The 17,723-nt window shown below is 60.1% G+C and carries 15 protein-coding genes; 9 read left to right on the top strand and 6 right to left on the bottom strand.

The annotated features are described in order from the left end of the window. Positions 1 to 11: 11 nt before the first annotated feature. Positions 12 to 3,950: an ATP-dependent RNA helicase HrpA gene (gene hrpA / locus HMPREF2617_RS09625; RefSeq protein ID WP_070840591.1), complete on the top strand. Its 3,939-nt coding sequence runs from the start codon at positions 12 to 14 to the stop codon at positions 3,948 to 3,950. Here the strand turns inward: hrpA and nrdR are convergent. Further along, positions 3,947 to 4,408: a transcriptional regulator NrdR gene (gene nrdR / locus HMPREF2617_RS09620; protein WP_070422341.1), complete on the bottom strand. Its 462-nt coding sequence runs from the start codon at positions 4,406 to 4,408 to the stop codon at positions 3,947 to 3,949. The two genes, hrpA and nrdR, sit on opposite strands and share 4 nt — an antisense overlap. A gap of 657 nt (positions 4,409 to 5,065) precedes the next feature. On the opposite strand from nrdR, the gene lexA reads away from it, so the two are divergent. From lexA to HMPREF2617_RS09595, 5 genes are all read left to right on the top strand, one after another. Further along, entirely contained in the window at positions 5,066 to 5,713 is a 648-nt protein-coding gene (gene lexA / locus HMPREF2617_RS09615; protein WP_083284773.1) for a transcriptional repressor LexA, read from the top strand. A gap of 104 nt (positions 5,714 to 5,817) precedes the next feature. Next, a complete protein-coding gene (locus HMPREF2617_RS09610; RefSeq protein WP_070840590.1) occupies positions 5,818 to 6,618 on the top strand; it encodes a DeoR/GlpR family DNA-binding transcription regulator in 801 nt (266 codons plus the stop codon). A 55-nt stretch (positions 6,619 to 6,673) separates the two neighbouring features. After that, positions 6,674 to 7,657 (top strand): 1-phosphofructokinase family hexose kinase, encoded by a 984-nt coding sequence (locus tag HMPREF2617_RS09605; RefSeq protein WP_256381229.1) that lies wholly within the window; start codon positions 6,674 to 6,676, stop codon positions 7,655 to 7,657. Positions 7,658 to 7,661: 4 nt separating this feature from the next. Beyond that, positions 7,662 to 9,728 (top strand): PTS fructose transporter subunit IIABC, encoded by a 2,067-nt coding sequence (locus tag HMPREF2617_RS09600; protein ID WP_070840589.1) that lies wholly within the window; start codon positions 7,662 to 7,664, stop codon positions 9,726 to 9,728. A gap of 66 nt (positions 9,729 to 9,794) precedes the next feature. Further along, positions 9,795 to 10,064 (top strand): HPr family phosphocarrier protein, encoded by a 270-nt coding sequence (locus HMPREF2617_RS09595; protein ID WP_070422337.1) that lies wholly within the window; start codon positions 9,795 to 9,797, stop codon positions 10,062 to 10,064. 76 nt (positions 10,065 to 10,140) lie between these two features. On the opposite strand, the gene HMPREF2617_RS09590 is transcribed toward HMPREF2617_RS09595, so the two are convergent. Continuing rightward, on the bottom strand, positions 10,141 to 11,418 hold the full coding sequence (locus HMPREF2617_RS09590) for a uracil-xanthine permease family protein (protein ID WP_070451040.1): 1,278 nt from the start codon (positions 11,416 to 11,418) through the stop codon (positions 10,141 to 10,143). A 77-nt stretch (positions 11,419 to 11,495) separates the two neighbouring features. On the opposite strand from HMPREF2617_RS09590, the gene nagB reads away from it, so the two are divergent. Beyond that, positions 11,496 to 12,257: a glucosamine-6-phosphate deaminase gene (gene nagB, locus HMPREF2617_RS09585; RefSeq protein WP_070422335.1), complete on the top strand. Its 762-nt coding sequence runs from the start codon at positions 11,496 to 11,498 to the stop codon at positions 12,255 to 12,257. A gap of 33 nt (positions 12,258 to 12,290) precedes the next feature. On the opposite strand, the gene hflX is transcribed toward nagB, so the two are convergent. Continuing rightward, complete coding sequence (hflX, locus tag HMPREF2617_RS09580) at positions 12,291 to 13,835, bottom strand: GTPase HflX (protein ID WP_083308103.1); 1,545 nt, start codon at positions 13,833 to 13,835, stop codon at positions 12,291 to 12,293. Between the two features lie 118 nt (positions 13,836 to 13,953). Here hflX and HMPREF2617_RS09575 point away from each other — a divergent pair, with 118 nt between their 5' ends. Next, positions 13,954 to 14,694 (top strand): hypothetical protein, encoded by a 741-nt coding sequence (locus tag HMPREF2617_RS09575; RefSeq protein ID WP_070840620.1) that lies wholly within the window; start codon positions 13,954 to 13,956, stop codon positions 14,692 to 14,694. Positions 14,695 to 14,711: 17 nt separating this feature from the next. Continuing rightward, positions 14,712 to 15,227: a hypothetical protein gene (locus HMPREF2617_RS09570; RefSeq protein ID WP_070840588.1), complete on the top strand. Its 516-nt coding sequence runs from the start codon at positions 14,712 to 14,714 to the stop codon at positions 15,225 to 15,227. Positions 15,228 to 15,341: 114 nt separating this feature from the next. On the opposite strand, the gene dapF is transcribed toward HMPREF2617_RS09570, so the two are convergent. From dapF to HMPREF2617_RS09555, 3 genes are read right to left on the bottom strand one after another with little or no spacing between them, the layout of a single operon-like run. Then, positions 15,342 to 16,196, bottom strand: coding sequence for a diaminopimelate epimerase (gene dapF, locus HMPREF2617_RS09565; RefSeq protein WP_070840587.1), 855 nt, complete (start codon positions 16,194 to 16,196; stop codon positions 15,342 to 15,344). Then, on the bottom strand, positions 16,139 to 17,038 hold the full coding sequence (gene miaA, locus HMPREF2617_RS09560; protein WP_070840586.1) for a tRNA (adenosine(37)-N6)-dimethylallyltransferase MiaA: 900 nt from the start codon (positions 17,036 to 17,038) through the stop codon (positions 16,139 to 16,141). Before miaA ends, dapF begins: the two co-directional genes overlap by 58 nt. Beyond that, positions 17,035 to 17,601, bottom strand: a complete 567-nt coding sequence (locus HMPREF2617_RS09555; RefSeq protein ID WP_070840585.1) for a hypothetical protein — start codon at positions 17,599 to 17,601, stop codon at positions 17,035 to 17,037. Before HMPREF2617_RS09555 ends, miaA begins: the two co-directional genes overlap by 4 nt. Between the last annotated feature and the right edge of the window lie 122 nt (positions 17,602 to 17,723).

Genomic DNA, 17,723 nt, shown 5'->3' with positions numbered 1-17,723 from the left:
TGCCTCTGGCTATGACTGATCATTCTTCCTCCTCCCCCGCCCCGCCGAAGCCGCAGCTCTACGATGCGCTCGATGCTGTACCGATTGCGGATGTTCGACGGTTCCGTAGGCGACTCAAAAATGCGAGCGCGCCGGATGCGCTGCGGGCGATTGAGAAGGATATTGAGAGGGCACGGGGTGTCGTCGAGAAGCGCGATGCTCTGATCCCTGAAATTACTTACCCGGAAAACCTGCCGGTGTCTGCGCGCCGCGACGACATCATGGAACTGGTGCGCGACAACCAGGTCGTTGTTATCGCCGGCGAGACGGGATCGGGCAAGACCACCCAGATTCCAAAGATGCTGCTGGAGATGGGGCGTGGCCGGCGTGGACTGATTGGACACACGCAGCCGCGCAGACTCGCCGCTCGCACCGTTGCGGAGCGCATCGCCGACGAGCTCGGCCAGGACATCGGTGAATCTGTCGGCTACGCCATTCGTTTCGACGACAAAGTATCCCCGTCTACTGCGGTCAAGCTGATGACGGACGGCATCTTGCTCACAGAGATGCAGCGCGATCGCTTCCTCAACGCGTACGACACGATCATTATCGACGAGGCCCACGAGCGCTCACTCAACATCGACTTCCTGCTGGGCTACCTCAAGCGACTGCTGCCCAAGCGGCCGGACCTCAAGGTGATTGTCACATCTGCGACCATTGACCCGGAGGCATTTGCCAGCCACTTCGCCGACGCCGAGGGCAACCCAGCTCCGATTATCGAGGTCTCCGGGCGTACTTACCCAGTCGAAATCCGCTACCGACCACTGGTTGAGCAGATTCAGAAAAAAGACGGCTCCATCAAGGAGATTGACACCGACATGATCGACGGTGTCGTCGCCGCCTGCAAAGAACTTATGGGTGAGGGCAACGGCGACATTCTGTGTTTCTTCTCTTCAGAGCGCGACATCCGTGACTGCATGGAGGCGATTGAGAAGCAGCACTGGCGTGGCGTTGAGGTTGTTCCGCTGTTCGGTCGCCTCTCCAACGCGGAGCAGCACCGTGTGTTCTCCCCACACTCGGGTCGTCGCATTGTGTTGTCGACAAACATCGCCGAAACGTCTCTGACCGTGCCGGGCATCCACTATGTGGTGGACACTGGCCTGGCGCGTATCTCGAGGTATTCGACACGCACCAAGGTCCAACGTCTGCCTATCGAGGAAATCTCCCAGGCTTCCGCGAACCAGCGTTCGGGCCGATCGGGCCGTACCGCCGACGGCATTGCCATCCGCCTGTATTCGGAGGAGAACTTCGAAGCGCGCCCAGAGTTCACTGACCCGGAGATTCTGCGCACAAACTTGGCGTCAGTCATCTTGCAGATGATCTCGTTGCGGCTTGGGGATATCAATGAGTTCCCCTTCATCCAGGCGCCTGACCATAAGGCGGTCCGCGACGGTCTTATGCTGCTGCACGAATTGGGGGCGATCTCGCAAAAAGAACGTGGTGGCGCACCGATCCTCACCAACGTTGGCCGCGATATTTCCCGCATTCCTGTGGACCCCAAGATGGCCCGCATGCTGGTGGAGGCCAATCGCCTCGGCGTGCTCGATGACGTCACTGTCATCGTCGCAGCCATGACCATCCAGGATGTTCGAGAACGCCCCTTGGAGTACCAGGCCCAGGCCGACCAAGCACACGCCCGCTTCAAGGACAAAGAGTCCGACTTCCTGTCATCGCTGAAACTGTGGGATTACATCGGTGATTCCCGCGACGAGCTGTCCGGCAACGCATTCCGTAAGCGTATGAAGCGCGAGTTCCTCCACTACATGCGCATCCGTGAGTGGCGCGATCTTGTCCGCCAATTGCGCGACGTGGAGCGACAGCTCGGCTGGTCTCCCGCCGATAGTGTCGCAGGTGAGCGCGATGCAGCTGCAGTCCACCAGTCGCTCTTGACTGGTTTGCTCTCCAATATCGGCGCGCGTGACGGCAATTCCAAAGAGTTTCAGGGAGCGCGCGGGACACGGTTTATGGTCTTTCCCGGCTCGTCGCTGGCTAAGCGGCCTCCGGAGTTTCTCATGGCCGCTGAACTCGTCGAAACGTCACGGCTCTGGGCTCGTGACGTAGCCAAGATCGAACCTGTTTGGGTTGAGCGTGCCGCCGGCGACCTGCTCAAACACTCCTATTCGGAACCTGTGTGGTCGCGTAAGCGTTCCGCAGCGATGGTCCACGAAAAATCCATGCTTTACGGCGTGACCATCGTGCGTGATCGGCTTGTTCCCTACCACCGGGTGGATCCTGCCGCTGCGCGCACAATGTTCATCCGCCACGCGCTGCTGGAGGGCGATTGGAACCGTCACCATAAGTTCATCGACCACAATGAAGCGTTGCTTGCGGAAGCAGCCGAGGTCGAGGAAAAGGTTCGCCGCCGCGGCCTTGTCGTCGACGAAGATACGTTGTTCGACTTTTACGACGCTCGCCTGCCCGACAATGTCACCACCGCTCGCCACTTTGATTCGTGGTGGAAGAAACAGCGTGCGAAAGACAAGCATTATTTGGACTTCGATCCGAACGCATTGCTTGACGACGACAACGTTGACGCCTCTGCGACCGCCTTTCCCGAGGCCAAGCGCCAGGGCTCCGTGGAATACGCACTGCGCTACAAGTTCGAACCGGGCGACCCGTTTGATGGAGTCACTGTCGAGGTACCCGTGCCACTCCTGGCAAACCTTGACCCTGACGGCTTCGATTGGCTCGTCCCAGGCTTGCGCTCTGAACTCGCCGCCGAGATGATCCGCACCCTACCGAAGGCGTTACGTAAAACCGTCGTCCCCGCCCCCGACTTTGCGCAGCGTGCACTCGAGGTAATGCCCGAGGACGTCAACACGGACATCCCGTTTACTGAAGCGCTCGCCGATGCGCTTCGAAGCGTTGGTGGCCGCGGTATTAACGCCACGGATTTCACCCCCCAGGCGTTGCCACCGCACTTGCAGGTTACCTATGCGGCAATCGACCGCCGCGGCAAGATCGTCGACCACGACAAGGATCTCGCAGCGTTAAAACGCCGTCAGGCGGGCAAGATTAAGTCGTCTGTATCCAAAGCTGGACGCCAATCGGAGTCTGAGTCTGTAAAAAAGTGGACGTCGGACTCGCTCGGCGCTGTACCGGAGACTGTGACCACAACAATCGACGGTAACGAGGTTGATGCTTACCCAGCACTCGAAGCTACAAAAGACGGTGTCAAGGTCACGGTGCACCCGACGAAGGCTGCTGCCGACGCGTCGATGGTCACTGCGACACTGACGTTGCTGTTGCGCGAAATCAGCGTTAATGCGCAGCAGATGACCAAGGGCCTACCGCTGCGCCACAAGGTCGCTGTTGACCGCTATCCCCACGGCGGAGCAAATGGCCTGGTCGAGGATGCTCGTGTAGCAGTGATTCGTGATCTGATGATGTCGCACGGGGGGCCGGTGCGCACTCCGGAGGAGTTCGACGCCCTTCTCGCCGAGATTAAGCCACAGGTCTCGGGTGGTGTAAGGCGTGCTGTGGTCAACACTGCTCCAGCGCTTGCCGCGTACGCCGACATTTCGGTGGAGCTCGATCAGTGGGAGGGGCCTGCGATTGATGACATGCGTTCGCAGCTCGTCTTCTACCTCCCCCGTCACGCAATAACGGTTCATGGGGTGCAGCACTTGCAGCATTTGCCGCGCTATATCGGTGCGATGCGGATCCGGCTGGAGGATATGCGTCTGGACCCGGACCGAGATGCTGACCGCCAGGCAGTTGTCGATGGGGTGAAACGCTACCTTGCTGATCATATGAAGCGACTTCCCGCACAACGGTCGAAGACGCGGGCCTACAAGGATATTCTTTGGCTCATTGAGGAGTTGCGGGTCAGTTTGTTCGCGCAGCGACTTGGCACTCCCCGACCGGTCAGCCAGCGCCGGATTGAGAAGAAAATTGATGCGCTGCGCTAGCGATATTCTTCGCGGTCGCGCCGACGCATAAGCCTGATTTCCGACTCGAAATCGTCGGCACTTTCAAACGACTTATACACAGATGCGAAGCGCAGGTATGCAACCTCGTCAAGCGCACGAAGTGGCTCGAGTACTGCCAAACCAATCTCGTGAGCAGGAACCTGCGAGCTGCCCTGCGCACGCACGATTTCTTCGACTTCTTGTGCGAGGCGCTTCAGTGCATCGTCGGAAACGTCCCGACCTTGACATGCACGCCGCACACCAACGATGAGCTTGTCGCGGTCGAACGGCTCACTTACTCCATTACGTTTGACGACGGTGAGTACCGCGTTTTCAACAGTGGTGAATCGACCACCGCATTCTGTACATTCACGGCGACGGCGAATTGCAGAGCCTGCTTCGACAAGTCTGGAGTCAGCGACTCTGGTCTGTTCGTTATGACAGAAGGGGCAATACATAGGGCTCAGAATACCCCTCTAGCGGACCGCCTCAGAGTCTGCGATGAAAACCGGCTGGGACGATCCCGGCACCTGGTCTGCATCACTAAACACTCCACCAAACGCAGAGCCGGCTAAAAGCGCTCCAGTCAGCAACGCTGCTAAGACGAAACCTTCCTTGCCCTCGCGGTGAGATTCGAATGCCTCAGATACATATTCCCGACGTCCATAACCTAGGTTCTCTGTACGCTCACCTTTTCGATCAATAACGTCAAGCGTTCGAACACCGCTATAAACACCGCTACGATCTCGTCCTGGATTAAGGTCCCACACCTCGACCGGCTGCGCTAACCGAGGCGTCCGAGATACACCGCAATCGCTCCCATACCCACTGTTCACTGCTGGATTAATCGTTACCGACATTTCACTCTCCTTCAATCTCGTGCACCACTGTACGAATGCACTCGACATGTTCGAATATGTAATCGTTTGTATGTTCGATTCCGCTTACATGTTCGATTTATAGCAAAGCGAGCAAACACTGTCTAGCCCAAAGTGGAAAATATCGAACAAACTTGCCCTCTCTGGTAGGTTCTATGCCTACAGACCTAGAAACAGAGACACGCGGAAAGAGGAAGAGCGGTGGCAAAGAAAAAATCTGACGCAGGCAATCTCGACATGAGCACACTTTCAGACAGGCAACGTCGAATCCTTCAGGTCATCCAAGACGCCGTTGTGCTCCGCGGCTACCCGCCAAGCATCCGTGAGATCGGCGACGCTACCGGGCTGCAATCAACCTCATCCGTGGCATACCAGCTCAAGGAACTGGAGAAGAAGGGCTTCCTGCGCCGCGACCCCAATAAGCCGCGTGCCGTGGATCTGCGCCACCTACAACAGACAACCAAACCGAAGCGCAAAACCCCCCAGCAGGACACGCCCGAGGACGCGACTCCCGCGCGTTTCGTTCCAGTTTTGGGACAAATAGCAGCTGGTGCACCTATCCTGGCCGAAGAAAACGTCGACACCTATTACCCACTTCCTAGCGACCTACTCGGTGATGGCGACGTTTTTATGCTTCAGGTTGTTGGAGAGTCCATGCGCGATGCCGGCATCCTCAACGGCGACTGGGTTGTTGTACGTTCGCAGCCTGTTGCCGAGGAAGGCGAGTTCGTCGCTGCATTGCTTGACGGCGAGGCGACAGTCAAAGAGTTCCACCGCGATTCCACCGGTGTGTGGCTCCTTCCCCACAATGATGCGTTTGCCCCAATCAAGGGCGATAACGCAGAGATCATGGGGCGTGTTATTTCCGTTTTCCGCACCCTTTAGCGGGAATTTGCCCTCCTTTAGGGGCAAAACAAACACAATCGCAGACATCCGGGCATGAATGTCTGAAATACTGAGTACTCCGACCAAAACGTTTGAGGAGTGCGATGTACGCCGAGGAGCGCAAACGCCAGATTGCGTCACTTACTGCTGTGGAAGGCAGGGTGAGCGTCGCTGAACTCGCGGAAAAGTTCGATGTCACTGCCGAAACGATCCGCCGCGACCTCACCGCACTTCACGCCGATGGGATTGTGCACCGCGTACATGGTGGTGCTGTTGCAAACCAAGCGTTTCTCACCTCTGAACTCCCGCTCGATGCCCGGTCTCGTGCGGCATCTGATGCGAAAACCGCAATCGCGAAAGCTGCACTGGATTTTCTCCCCCGCCACGACAGCGCCGCGATTTTTCTGGATTCTGGCTCTACAACCAGTTACTTTGCGCAGTTGCTTTGCGAGAACACCCGCGCTCAAAACTGCTCTATCGTGACAAATTCGCTGCCAATCGCCCTGGATCTTTCCTCCGCAGGCCTTGATGGCGTACAGCTTCTTGGAGGGTCAGTTCGTGCAATTACGCAAGCGGTAGTTGGTGCGACCGCACTACGAACGTTGGCATTGCTCCGCGCCGATGTCGCATTCATTGGTACCAATGCACTGACGATTGACCACGGCCTGTCTACCGCCGACTCTCAGGAAGCAGCCGTGAAATCAGCCATGGTCACGAATGCCCAGAAGGTCGTGGTCTTGTGTGATTCATCAAAGATCGGCAACGATTACCTTGTCAGTTTCGCACCCCTCGATGCGATCGACATCGTCATTACCGATAGTGGTGCACCTGAGACATTCCTCGAAGATCTCGAGCGCAATGATATTGAAGTCGTTCTTGCGCCGGTGACATCCAGCACACATTAATTCCGATTGTGTGGGATTCGTTGCAAAAACGGAAGCAATCGGACACACTGGTTGTGTGAGCAGCACAAAGAACACGGTGCGGGTGGTCACCCTCACCCCAAACCCCAGCATGGATGTGACCGTAAACGTCCCCGTGCTTAAACGCGGTGAGGTTGCGCGGATTTCCCAGACCCGAAAAGAGGCGGGTGGAAAAGGGGTCAATGTCGCGCACGCGTGTGCCAAAGCAGGCATTCGAACCACCGCGATTGCCCCCTGTGCCCCCTCCGATCCGTTTGCGGACGTCATCCGTGAACTCCCGGTGCAGTTTCACCCCGTTGCTATCGCGGCATCGGTGCGAACCAATACTGCGATCGTTGAAGATGACGCAACAACGACAAAGATCAATGAACCAGGAGCGAGGCTTTGCGACGACGAAAAGGCAGCCGTTGAATCAGCTATAGATTCAGTCGTCGCAGACGCTGAAGCCGTCGTTCTTGCAGGATCGCTTCCTCCTGGTGTCCCAACTGACTGGTACGCAGATCTTGTGGAGCGCATACGTCGGGTTAATGCTGGCGCGTTGGTCGCAGTGGATACTTCCGATGCACCGCTGCAGGCAATTGGTGAGCGACTCGATACGAGCGCGCCGGACGTGTTGAAGCCAAACGCGTTTGAGCTCGCGCAGCTCACCGGTGGCGACGGCACCGCATTGGAGCGTAGCGCTTCCGAGGGCGACTACGCCGCCATCGTTTCGGCAGCACAGACACTGATTCACCACGGGGCCAACGAAGTACTGGTCACCTTAGGCGGCGCCGGTGCATGCTTAGTTACTCGCGCTGGCGCGTGGGCGGCGACACCACCTCCAGTCACGGTGCTCTCAACCGTCGGCGCTGGTGATAGTTCGTTGGCTGGCTACCTGATGGCACGGATCGCCGGGGATGAACCAGCCGAGTGCCTCCGCCGTGCAGTGGCGTACGGCTCGGCTGCGGCGTCGCTGCCGGGCACTGGCATCCCCTCTCCTTCCGATATCGACCTTGAACACACTCACGTGTTCCCCGTATAACTGCATGAAAGAAGACAACGTGAATCAACCTCTCATCACGCCAAAACTTGTCACGCTTGATGCTGACCTTGGCATTTCTCCCTCCGATGTCATTGGCCAGCTCGCGGCACGTATCGCAGATTCTGGCCGTGCGACTGATGCCGCAGCGGTGGCTGAGGCAGCCATCGCGCGCGAGGCTAAGGCCGGCACCGGCGTGAACGGACGAGTCGCTATCCCGCACTGCCGTAGTGCCGCTGTCACCGAACCCACGCTTGCGTTTGCCCGGCTGTCCAACCCTGTTGACTTCAACGGCCCCGACGGTGACGCCGAGCTGGTGTTTCTCATTGCAGCACCTGAAGGCGGCGGCAAAGCACACTTGAAGATTCTCTCGAAGCTCGCCCGCGCACTGGTCCGCGGCGAGTTCGTTGATAACCTACGCTCCGCAGCATCCGAGCAAGAGATTGTGGATCTTGTGCACGGCGTGGTCAATGCTGAACCGAAGAAGGCTGAGCCGAAGAAGAAGGCCGATGCGGTGGTGTCGTCGCAAAGCAATGCGCCAATTCGTATTGCAGCGGTCACATCGTGTGCGACCGGCATTGCACACACCTACATGGCAGCGGATGCACTGACGCAAACAGCTAGCAAGCGCGACAATGTTGATCTTCGTGTCGAGCCGCAAGGCTCCTCCGGTGGGGATCCGCTCGACCAGGCATTTATCGATTCCGCTGATGTGGTGATTTTCGCCCATGATGTCGCTGTTCGCGGAAAGAGTCGCTTCGCGGGTAAGCCCGTGGTCGACAGTCCAGTCAAGCGTGGTGTCAACGAACCGGACGCGATGATCGATGAGGCGATCGCCGCATCGAAGGACCCAAACGCACCTCGAGTAGCTGCAGCTTCGAAGGTAGATAGTGACGAGACCGCGTCTGCCGCGACACAGAGCTGGCCCAAGCGCATCCAACAAGCGATCATGACCGGCGTTTCCTACATGGTGCCGTTCGTCGCCGCCGGTGGCCTGCTGTTGGCCCTCGGATTCCTCTTCGGCGGCGCGGACATGGCGAATGGCTGGCAGGCACTGGTCACCGAGTACTCCCCGACCAACCTGCCGAGCAATCAGATCACTGTGGACGGCGAACTCATTGCGTTCAGGCGCTCCGGCTGGTTGCTCTACCTCGGCGCAGTGCTCTTCGCCACTGGGCAGATGGCTATGCAATTCGTCGTGCCGGCACTGTCCGGCTACATCGGCTACGGACTCGCAGGGCGTCCGGGTATCGCACCTGGCTTCGTCGGCGGCGCAATCTCCGTGATGGTCGGCGCTGGCTTCATCGGTGGCCTGATCACCGGTTTGCTCGCAGGTGTGATCGCCCACTGGATTCAGACGTGGAAGGTTCCGCGCTGGCTGGGTTCGCTCATGCCGGTGGTGATCATCCCGCTGCTGACATCGCTGATCATCGGCGTACTGATGTTCCTGCTGCTGGGCCGTCCGCTCGGCGCTGTCATGGAAGGACTCACCGCGTGGCTGGAGTCCATGTCAGGATCCTCTGCGGTGTTGCTTGGCGTGATTATCGGCTTGATGATGTGCTTCGACCTGGGTGGTCCGGTGAACAAGGCTGCCTACCTGTTCGGCACCGCTGGCTTGTCTGCGGGTACCCAGGGTGCGTACGAAATCATGGCCGCGGTAATGATCTCGGGCATGGTGCCGCCGATCGCGCTGTCTATCGCCACCTTCCTGCGCTCCTCGCTGTTTACCCCGGCTGAGCAGGAGAACGGCAAATCTGCCTGGCTGTTGGGATTGTCGTTCGTGTCAGAAGGCGCAATTCCGTTCGCAGCTGCAGATCCGTTCCGTGTGATCCCTTCGATGATGCTTGGCGGTGCAACCGCAGGTGCGGTCTCGATGGCCCTTGGTGTGGGTGCACAGGCACCGCACGGTGGCGTGTTTGTGATCATCGCCTACCACCCGTGGTGGGGCATGCTCGTGGCGTTGGCTGCCGGTGTCGCGGTGGCAACGCTCGCTGTTGTGGCGCTCAAACAGTGGTGGCCTAACGATGAGATCCGAAAGGCTGCGAAACGCGAGGAAGAACTCGTGTCGGCTTAAGCACAAGGGCGTACACTCGACTGCAAAACGCATTCTTGAAAAGCCGCGTGAAAGGAAAGTTGCATTATGGCTTCGAAGACGGTCAAGGTCGGTTCCACGGTTGGTCTGCACGCTCGTCCGGCGACGGTGATTGCGGACGCTGCTGGTGAGTACGATGACGAGATCCTGCTTACCCTGGTCGGCGGCGACGAGGACGATGAGACTGATGCTGCGTCCTCGCTCATGATCATGGCGATGGGTGCAGAGCACGGCGATGAGGTCATCGTCACCTCTGATAATGCCGAGGCGGTTGAGAAGATCGCCGCACTGATCGCAAAGAATCTCGACGACGAGTAAAGGCTTCTTGCTTAGCGACGACTACGCCCGGGCAACCACTGTGGTTGCCCGGGCGTTGTCTTTTTGATGGGTGAGGTTAGCGGAACTGGCCTTCACCAATATGGTCGTAAGCCCACCGCATCATCGGATAGATAACGATGATGCCAACGGAGCCGAGGGCGATGCCTTCCAGGGTCACCTGCCCGACCTCGAAGGTGAGGTTGCCGATGCCGACAATCAGCGCGACGGCAGCTGCGGTGAGGTTCGCCGGGTCAGTGAAGTCGACCTTGTTGTCCTGCCAGATACGCACGCCAAGCATGCCGATCAGGCCGTAAAGCACCAAGCACGCGCCACCGAGCACGCCGGCGGGAATGGTGAAGATGACGGCGCCGAACTTCGGGATGAACGCGAGGATGATCGCGAAGGTGGCAGCCACCCAGTACGCAGCGGTGGAATACACCTTGGTCGCGGCCATGACTCCAATGTTTTCGGCGTAAGTAGTGGTGCCGGAGCCGCCGAAGCCACCCGCCAGGGTCGTGGCGATGCCATCGCCGATCAGTGCCCGGCCCTGCATGTGGTCCAGGTTGCGGTGGGTCATCTCGGCGACCGCCTTGACGTGTCCGACGTTTTCAGCAATGAGCACAACAAGCACCGGAAGTGTCACTAGCACGGCAGAAAGGTGGAACTCCGGAGTGTGGAACTGCGGCAGGCCAACCCAGGCGGCGTCACCGATGGTGGCCAGCGCGTCCTCGCTCAAACCGCCAGTGAGCGCGGCGAAGAGCCAACCCACCAACACACCAATCAGGATGGACAGTCGGGAAAGCATCCCGCGCGTTGCAACCGTGACCACCACGATGGTCAGCAAGGTCACGCCTGCAACAGCAGGCTGGGTTTGTACGTTACTGACCGCAGTCGGTGCGAGGTTAAAGCCGATCAACGCCACAATCGCACCTGTGACTACAGGGGGCATTACGGCGTCAATGACGCGTTTGCCGGCTTTTTGCACGATCACGCCGACAAGGATGAGCGCCACACCCGTCAGCAGCACGCCACCGAGTTGCGATCCAATGCCATACTGCTGAGACGCGGTCAGCGGAGCGATGAAGGCAAAAGAAGAGCCGAGGTAGCTCGGCAACTGGTTCCGGGTGATCAGCAGGAAGATAATCGTGCCAAGTCCGGAAAACAGCAACGTGGTGTTTACTGGGAAGCCAGTGAGCGTGGGCACCAGCAGTGTTGCGCCAAACATAGCCACCACATGCTGCATGCCGATGCCGATGGTGCGCGACCACGACAGTCGTTCGTCGGGAGCGACAACCGCCCCGGGTTTCACATGGCGTCCGTCGCCATGCAGGGTCCAACCAATTGAGTTCGTCACGAGTCTTCATTATGGCCCTCGCGCGCTTTGCATAGCTAATCGCAGCCGCAGCAGTTCGAGCGGGTAAGTTGCTCCTCATGGACATCATCATTCGACGCACCCCCGAGGAAGTCGGCACATACGCCGCCGATTGCATCGAGCCGTTCGCACGACAAGGCGCCACCATCGGTCTTGCGACCGGATCCTCACCCAACCCAACCTATAAAGAGCTCATCCGCCGACACCGCGAAGAAGGCTTGAGCTTCGCCAACTGCAAGGCCTTCTTGCTGGACGAGTACTACGGCATCCCTCGTGACCACGAGCAGTCTTACTACTCGACGATCCGCCGCGAGTTCACCGGCTCTATCGACATTCCGGATTCGTCCGTTGCGTCTCCCGACGGCGAGGCCGCCAACCCCCAGGCAGCAGCTACCTCCTACGACCACGCCATCCGCCACGCGGGCGGTGTAGATATCCAAATTCTCGGCATTGGCGCAAACGGACACATTGCGTTCAACGAGCCGACGAGTTCGCTGCGCTCCCGTACCCGTCTCATCGACCTGCATCCACGCACGATCGAGGACAATGCACGCTTCTTCGATTCTGCCGACGAGGTCCCGCGCCAAGCCCTGACACAGGGCATCGGCACCATCCTTGAGGCACGCCACCTGGTGCTTATCGCCACTGGCCCGGCGAAGGCTAACGCGGTACAAGCACTCGTCGAGGGGCCTCTGTCCGCATCGTGCCCGGCATCGGCACTGCAGCTGCACAACGCCGCGAAGGTTGTCGTAGACGAAAGCGCCGCCGAGATGCTCACCGGGGCCGAAACCTACAAGGCGTTCGACCCTTACTGGCGCTAACACCGGGGTCAACGCCAACCCGAACCGCCAGGCTTAGGAGACGACGAACTCCGCATACTGGTCGGCGAGGACACGTGGCAGGCGGACGTCGATACGCGTGCCCTCTGCCTCGTACTCCTCGGAGCGCACTGTGCCCTCCTCGTGCACGCGGCTGACCACATCACCGCGGGTGTAGGGCACGACCATGGTCACGTGCGCGTCGATGGAGTTGAGGTGCTGCTCGATGCGCGCCTCTAGCTCGTCGATTCCCTCCCCCGTCAGCGCGGACACAAACACCGCGGTGCGGCCGGTTTTTTCAAAGGCGTGGCGAAGTTCGGCGAGCACGATCGGGTCAGCGTCGTCGATCTTGTTCACCACAACGATCTCCGGCGGCATCTCCTCGCCCGAGTCGCGTGTGACCTCTGCAAGGACCGCATTGACTGCTTCGATCTGCTTCAGTGGGAACGGATCCGAACCGTCCACGACGTGCAGGACAAGGTCGGCGCCGCTGACCTCTTCGAGCGTGGACTTAAACGCCTCAACCAGCTGGGTAGGCAGGTGGCGCACAAACCCGACAGTGTCGGTCAGCACTACGTTGCGCCCGTCCGCCAACTTGGCCTTGCGCGTCGATGGGTCGAGAGTGGCAAACAGCGCGTCCTCCACCAGCACGCCCGCACCCGTCATCGCGTTGATCAACGAGGATTTACCCGCGTTGGTGTAGCCCGCGATCGCGATCTTCGGGATAGTGGAGCGCTGGCGCTGCGCGCGCTTGATCTCTCGGGCAGTCTCCATATCGCGCAGCTGGTGGCGCAGTTTGGCCATCTCGGTGCGCAGGCGGCGACGGTCGGCCTCGATACGCGTCTCACCAGGACCACGCAGGCCCACACCGCCGTTGGAGCCAGCACGACCGCCCGCCTGACGCGACAGGTTGCCACCCCAACCGCGGGTACGGCTGTAGAGGTACTCCATCTGCGCAAGGCTGACCTGTGCTTTGCCCTCTTTACTCTTCGCGTGCTGGGCGAAGATATCGAGAATTAACATCGTGCGGTCGATCACCTTGATCTTGAGGGCTTCCTCCAGCGCGATCATCTGCGACGGCGAAAGCTCACCATCAAAAATCACCGTGTCAACGCCGGTAGACAGCACAATCTCACGCAATTCCGCAACCTTGCCGGAGCCGATGTAAGTACCCGGATCAGGTTTGTCGCGCTTTTGATACAGCATGTCGACGACTTCAGCGCCGGCTGTTTCCGCCAGTGCTGAAAGCTCCCACATGCGAGCCTCAATCTCTGCAAGGGTGCCTTCGGTCCACGCGCCAACGAGCAAGACCTGTTCGATGCGGAGTTTGCGGTACTCCACCTCGGTGATGTCTTTTTGGTCCTGCGAGCGGATCTCGGTCGATCCGGTCACGGTACGAAACGCGTTGCGCTCCTCCAGGTCGAGCGCGCCTACCGTCGGTGCGGATTCGTCGGGAACGGTGTTGTGCCGAAAAGCCTCACGGAGAAGTTCGTCGTGGGCGCGTTGCTCGGGCGTGGTGTCGTCGTCACGCAAAAAGCGCTCACGGCTACCGCCGAAACGGTCAAGGTGGGGTTCAGTCATTACATCCTTTAATGGAGCTTGAAATGTCCTCTTCATATCTACCCCATTAAACGCAGATACGGCCGAGATTCTTCCCCGTGTGCGACTGCGACTATTATCGGGCGCCATGAGCACAGCAATCAGCAACGACCTCGCCGCAATCGGCTTGAACTTTGATAAGTGGCAGGACGCTGTGGAAGCCGCCATTGCCACCGACCGTCTCGCAGTCACCGGTGAAGTGCGCGGCGGCCAACTGATCCAATACGCCGACCCCTCAGGTGCGCAGCTCAACATTTTGGCAGTTGAGCCGTTTGCCACCTTCGCAGGTTTCGATTCCGTAACCCGCGCCTACGCCCACGTCACCCCAATCAACGACGTAGTTGCGCTCGCCGACGTCGTCGACCCGCGCGGCAACGCCATGGCATCGCTGACGGTGAATCTTGCACAGGGGCCATTGCTTGTCGACGAGCCCACCCTCCAATGGCAAGAACTCTCCGTCAGCGCCCTCGCACTGTCGGTGGAGAACTACACCTCCACCGACGCATACCTCGCCCTGCACCCGGGAGCCGTGGTGGGCACGGTGACCTCCCCGGGCGCCGAAGCCCTGGCATCCGGTGCTGCCTCTACCCCAGACGCACAGGCCGAATTCTCCGGCCGCGTACTCGATGCGGAATACCGCACCTCCGAACTGACCGGCCAGCGCTTCATCCACGTCTCTGTCGATGCTGCGTTCCCGTTCGACGTGTGCCTGCCCGACGGCGACCTGCCGTCCCGCGACTCCGTCATCGCTGGCACCGCCGTCATGGCCGGCTCCATCCCAACTCCGACCGGCGGCGGCTGCGGAGGCTGCGGCGGATCCTGCGGTTGCGGCGGCCACTAATCCTGTAGGGCAGAACCATGAGTTCACCAGACAAGGACCTCTCGCGAGCACTACTCGGCGCGCTCGTACTCGCTGCCACAGTAGTGCTTGTCTTGTTGCTGAAGTGGCCTGGTTTGCTCCTGTCTGTCCTGCTGATCGCTTGCGCCTTCTTCATCAGCCGACATCTGCAGCCAGACCCCGAGGTAGCTGCAATGCGATCGTCGCTGGAGTACGCGCGCGACGACATCCTTGAGATTCTCGACGCTTACGAAAAGCTCCAAAACGGCGCATCAGCCGCCGACATCGCCGACCGCACGCTGCACTACCCCGCCCTGGCAAACCCAGATAACTCTGTGCCCCAAATCAACGAGTTTCTGCTTCGAGCATCCTCTGCGCGACGCTTCATTGAGCGCGTCGACGGTTATCTCGAATCCCCCGGCACCGACAAAACCCAGCTAGAGCGCATTCTCATGGTCGCCGACGAGCGTGCCTTCGAGCTTCAGGAGGCCTGGGACGACGCACGCCGAGCCGCGAAAGAGATCGGCCCAGCGTAACGTGTGGACGTTGCTGGTTTAGAACGGCAACTTGATCCCAAGCTGCGGTGCGAACGACAGGTGCATTGTAAGCAGGAGCACACTCCCGTGCGCAGGGTTTTGAAAGACTCCTCGTTAGAGCGCGCTGGCCAGTTCTCCGCGGTACACGATGGTGGCCGGACCGGTCATGGTGGCTACGCCGTCGTTGAGCTCGACCTTGACGGCACCACCGGGGACGTTGATGGTGACGGCACCGTTTTCAATCCCGGCGTCTGCAAGCACTGCCTGCGCTGCAGCAACCGTGCCGGTGCCACAGGAACGGGTCTCCCCGACGCCGCGCTCCCAGACGCGCATGTGCGCTTCGCTGTCGCGAAGTTCGGTAAGCACTTCGACGTTGACGCCTTCAGGGAAGAACTCGGGGTCGAAGGTCGGGGCGACAAAATCCATTTCCGCAAGCCCCTCAGGAGTCAGGCCCGGGATCACGCAGGCGAGGTGCGGGTTGCCCACGTCCACGCCGATGCCAGCAAACTGGTTCTCCCCCATCGATGCGGTGGATACACCGGTGACCTGAACTGCCCCCATGCCGACGGAGACGACAGCGTTGGCCTCGTCAGCTTCAAGCACGCGGATGTGCTTCACCCCGGCGCGGGTGTCCACGTCGAACTCGCGGGCATCTTCAAGCCCTTCGGCGACGAGCACATGGGAGAAGGCACGGATGCCGTTGCCACACATCTCGGCGATGGAGCCGTCGGCGTTTCGGTAGTCCATGAACCACATACCGTCACGTCGGACGACACGCAGCAGGCCGTCGCCGCCGACGCCAGCGCGACGGTCGCAGAGGAAGGCGACCTGCTCAGGGGTGATGTCGAGTTGGTCGTCGACGTCGATCAGGACGACGAAATCGTTTTCGGTGGCATGTGCTTTCAGGAACTTCACGCCAGCGAGTCTAACGCGAGATCCACCACGTTCGAATCGGCGGCATCGAGCCATACCGTGCGCGGGTCGCGGTTAAACCACGAGCGTTGCCGGCGCACGTAGCGGCGAGTGCCGGTGATGGTCTGTTCGAGTGCTTCTTCTTCGGTGAGTTCTCCGTCGAACATGGCGAGAACCTGCGCGTAGCCGATGGCGCGACCGGCGGTGGAATTGCGGACGAGGCCGTCTGTGACCAGGGCGCGGGTTTCGTCGATAAGCCCTTGTTCGAACATCATGCGGGTGCGCAGCTCGATGCGGGGGTTGAGCCACTCGGCGTTCGTGCGCAGGCCAAGGATGCGCGTACCCCAACGTGGAGGTGCATTCTTCGGCGGTTGGGAAGCCTTGAACGGTTTGCCGGTCAATTCGATGACTTCGAGGGCGCGCACGGTGCGGCGCGGATCTTTGTCCTCGATGATGCTGGCTGCTTCCGGATCAACCTCGGCGAGTTCGGCGTGCAGTGCGTCGACGCCGATCTCCCCCAGACGCGCTTCGTAGCGGGCGCGCACGGTGGGGTCGGTGGGTGGGAAGGACCAGGCGTCGATAAGCGATTGCACATACAGCATCGAACCGCCCACCAGCACCGGCACCTTGCCACGCGCCATGATCTCCTCAACCGTGGCCACGGCAAGCGCCTGGTACTCCGCGACGGAGGCGGTCTTGGTCACATCCCAGATATCCAGCAGGTGGTGCGTGATGCCTTCGCGCTCCTCCACCGGTAACTTCGCGGTGCCGATGTCCATGCCCCGGTACAGCTGCATCGAATCAACGTTGACCACTTCCCCGCCGAACTCGTGCGCCAGCGCAATGCCAAGCGCGGACTTGCCGCTGGCAGTGGGCCCTACAACTGCAATGGGATTCATACGCTCCACTCCGCTACATACCGTCCGACACCCAGCGTGTCATCGGCATCGATCAACCGCGCATCCTTGCGCTCAAGTCCTGCGAGTTCGCGCCACAGTTCCGGTTCGAGCACCTGCGTATCGACGAGCACTGCTTCACCACCGTCCAACCACCGCACAATGGCCTCGTGCGTCTCCGGCGCGCCGGGAACTAACGCGAGCGGGGCGCGCGGTGTTAACCCCGCGGGTCCGTCGACAACGACAACAGTGATGGCGTCGGGATCGGGCTCGTCGATACGCGAACGCACGTCGCGGACCTCCGGATCACCCAGCGCAAACCTGGCAACCAGCTCACCTAAGTGGTTACCACCACGCACCGTGATGTCAGGGCCTCCCCAGGCACGAAACGAGCCAGTGTGCGCCGTGTACCACCGCTCATCGAGGCAGCAGACGATATCGATCGGGTGGCTACCTGCAGTTTCCGCCAACGCACGGGTGACGGCCAGGAGGCGCTGCGAGGCGTCGTCGTGAGGCGAGAGCGCCAACGCAGGCGATCCGGGGATGATCCAAAGGTTTGCTCGCACCCGCCCAACCCTACCTAGCACCCCAATTCGCCCCGCAGTGGTGTGTGTGGCTGTACGATCGCTTGCATTGCGCAAAGGCAGCCGCGACGCGCGGCACAGTGCGGCCCATGCCGCGGAAAGGA

The sequence above is a fragment of the Corynebacterium sp. HMSC070H05 genome (assembly GCF_001837615.1).
Taxonomy (GTDB): Bacteria; Actinomycetota; Actinomycetes; order Mycobacteriales; family Mycobacteriaceae; genus Corynebacterium; species Corynebacterium coyleae.
This window is presented reverse-complemented; position numbering and strand designations above follow the sequence as displayed.

Excerpts from the sequence above, each read along its gene's own strand:
- hflX (WP_083308103.1), bottom strand. The coding sequence starts at position 13,835 with ATGACTGAACCCCACCTTGACCGTTTCGGCGGTAGCCGTGAGCGCTTT.
- HMPREF2617_RS09595 (WP_070422337.1), top strand. The coding sequence starts at position 9,795 with ATGGCTTCGAAGACGGTCAAGGTCGGTTCCACGGTTGGTCTGCACGCT.
- HMPREF2617_RS09600 (WP_070840589.1), top strand. The coding sequence starts at position 7,662 with ATGAAAGAAGACAACGTGAATCAACCTCTCATCACGCCAAAACTTGTC.
- miaA (WP_070840586.1), bottom strand. The coding sequence starts at position 17,038 with ATGAATCCCATTGCAGTTGTAGGGCCCACTGCCAGCGGCAAGTCCGCG.
- nrdR (WP_070422341.1), bottom strand. The coding sequence starts at position 4,408 with ATGTATTGCCCCTTCTGTCATAACGAACAGACCAGAGTCGCTGACTCC.
- HMPREF2617_RS09610 (WP_070840590.1), top strand. The coding sequence starts at position 5,818 with ATGTACGCCGAGGAGCGCAAACGCCAGATTGCGTCACTTACTGCTGTG.
- nagB (WP_070422335.1), top strand. The coding sequence starts at position 11,496 with ATGGACATCATCATTCGACGCACCCCCGAGGAAGTCGGCACATACGCC.
- dapF (WP_070840587.1), bottom strand. The coding sequence starts at position 16,196 with ATGGCTCGATGCCGCCGATTCGAACGTGGTGGATCTCGCGTTAGACTC.
- HMPREF2617_RS09570 (WP_070840588.1), top strand. The coding sequence starts at position 14,712 with ATGAGTTCACCAGACAAGGACCTCTCGCGAGCACTACTCGGCGCGCTC.
- lexA (WP_083284773.1), top strand. The coding sequence starts at position 5,066 with ATGAGCACACTTTCAGACAGGCAACGTCGAATCCTTCAGGTCATCCAA.
- hrpA (WP_070840591.1), top strand. The coding sequence starts at position 12 with ATGACTGATCATTCTTCCTCCTCCCCCGCCCCGCCGAAGCCGCAGCTC.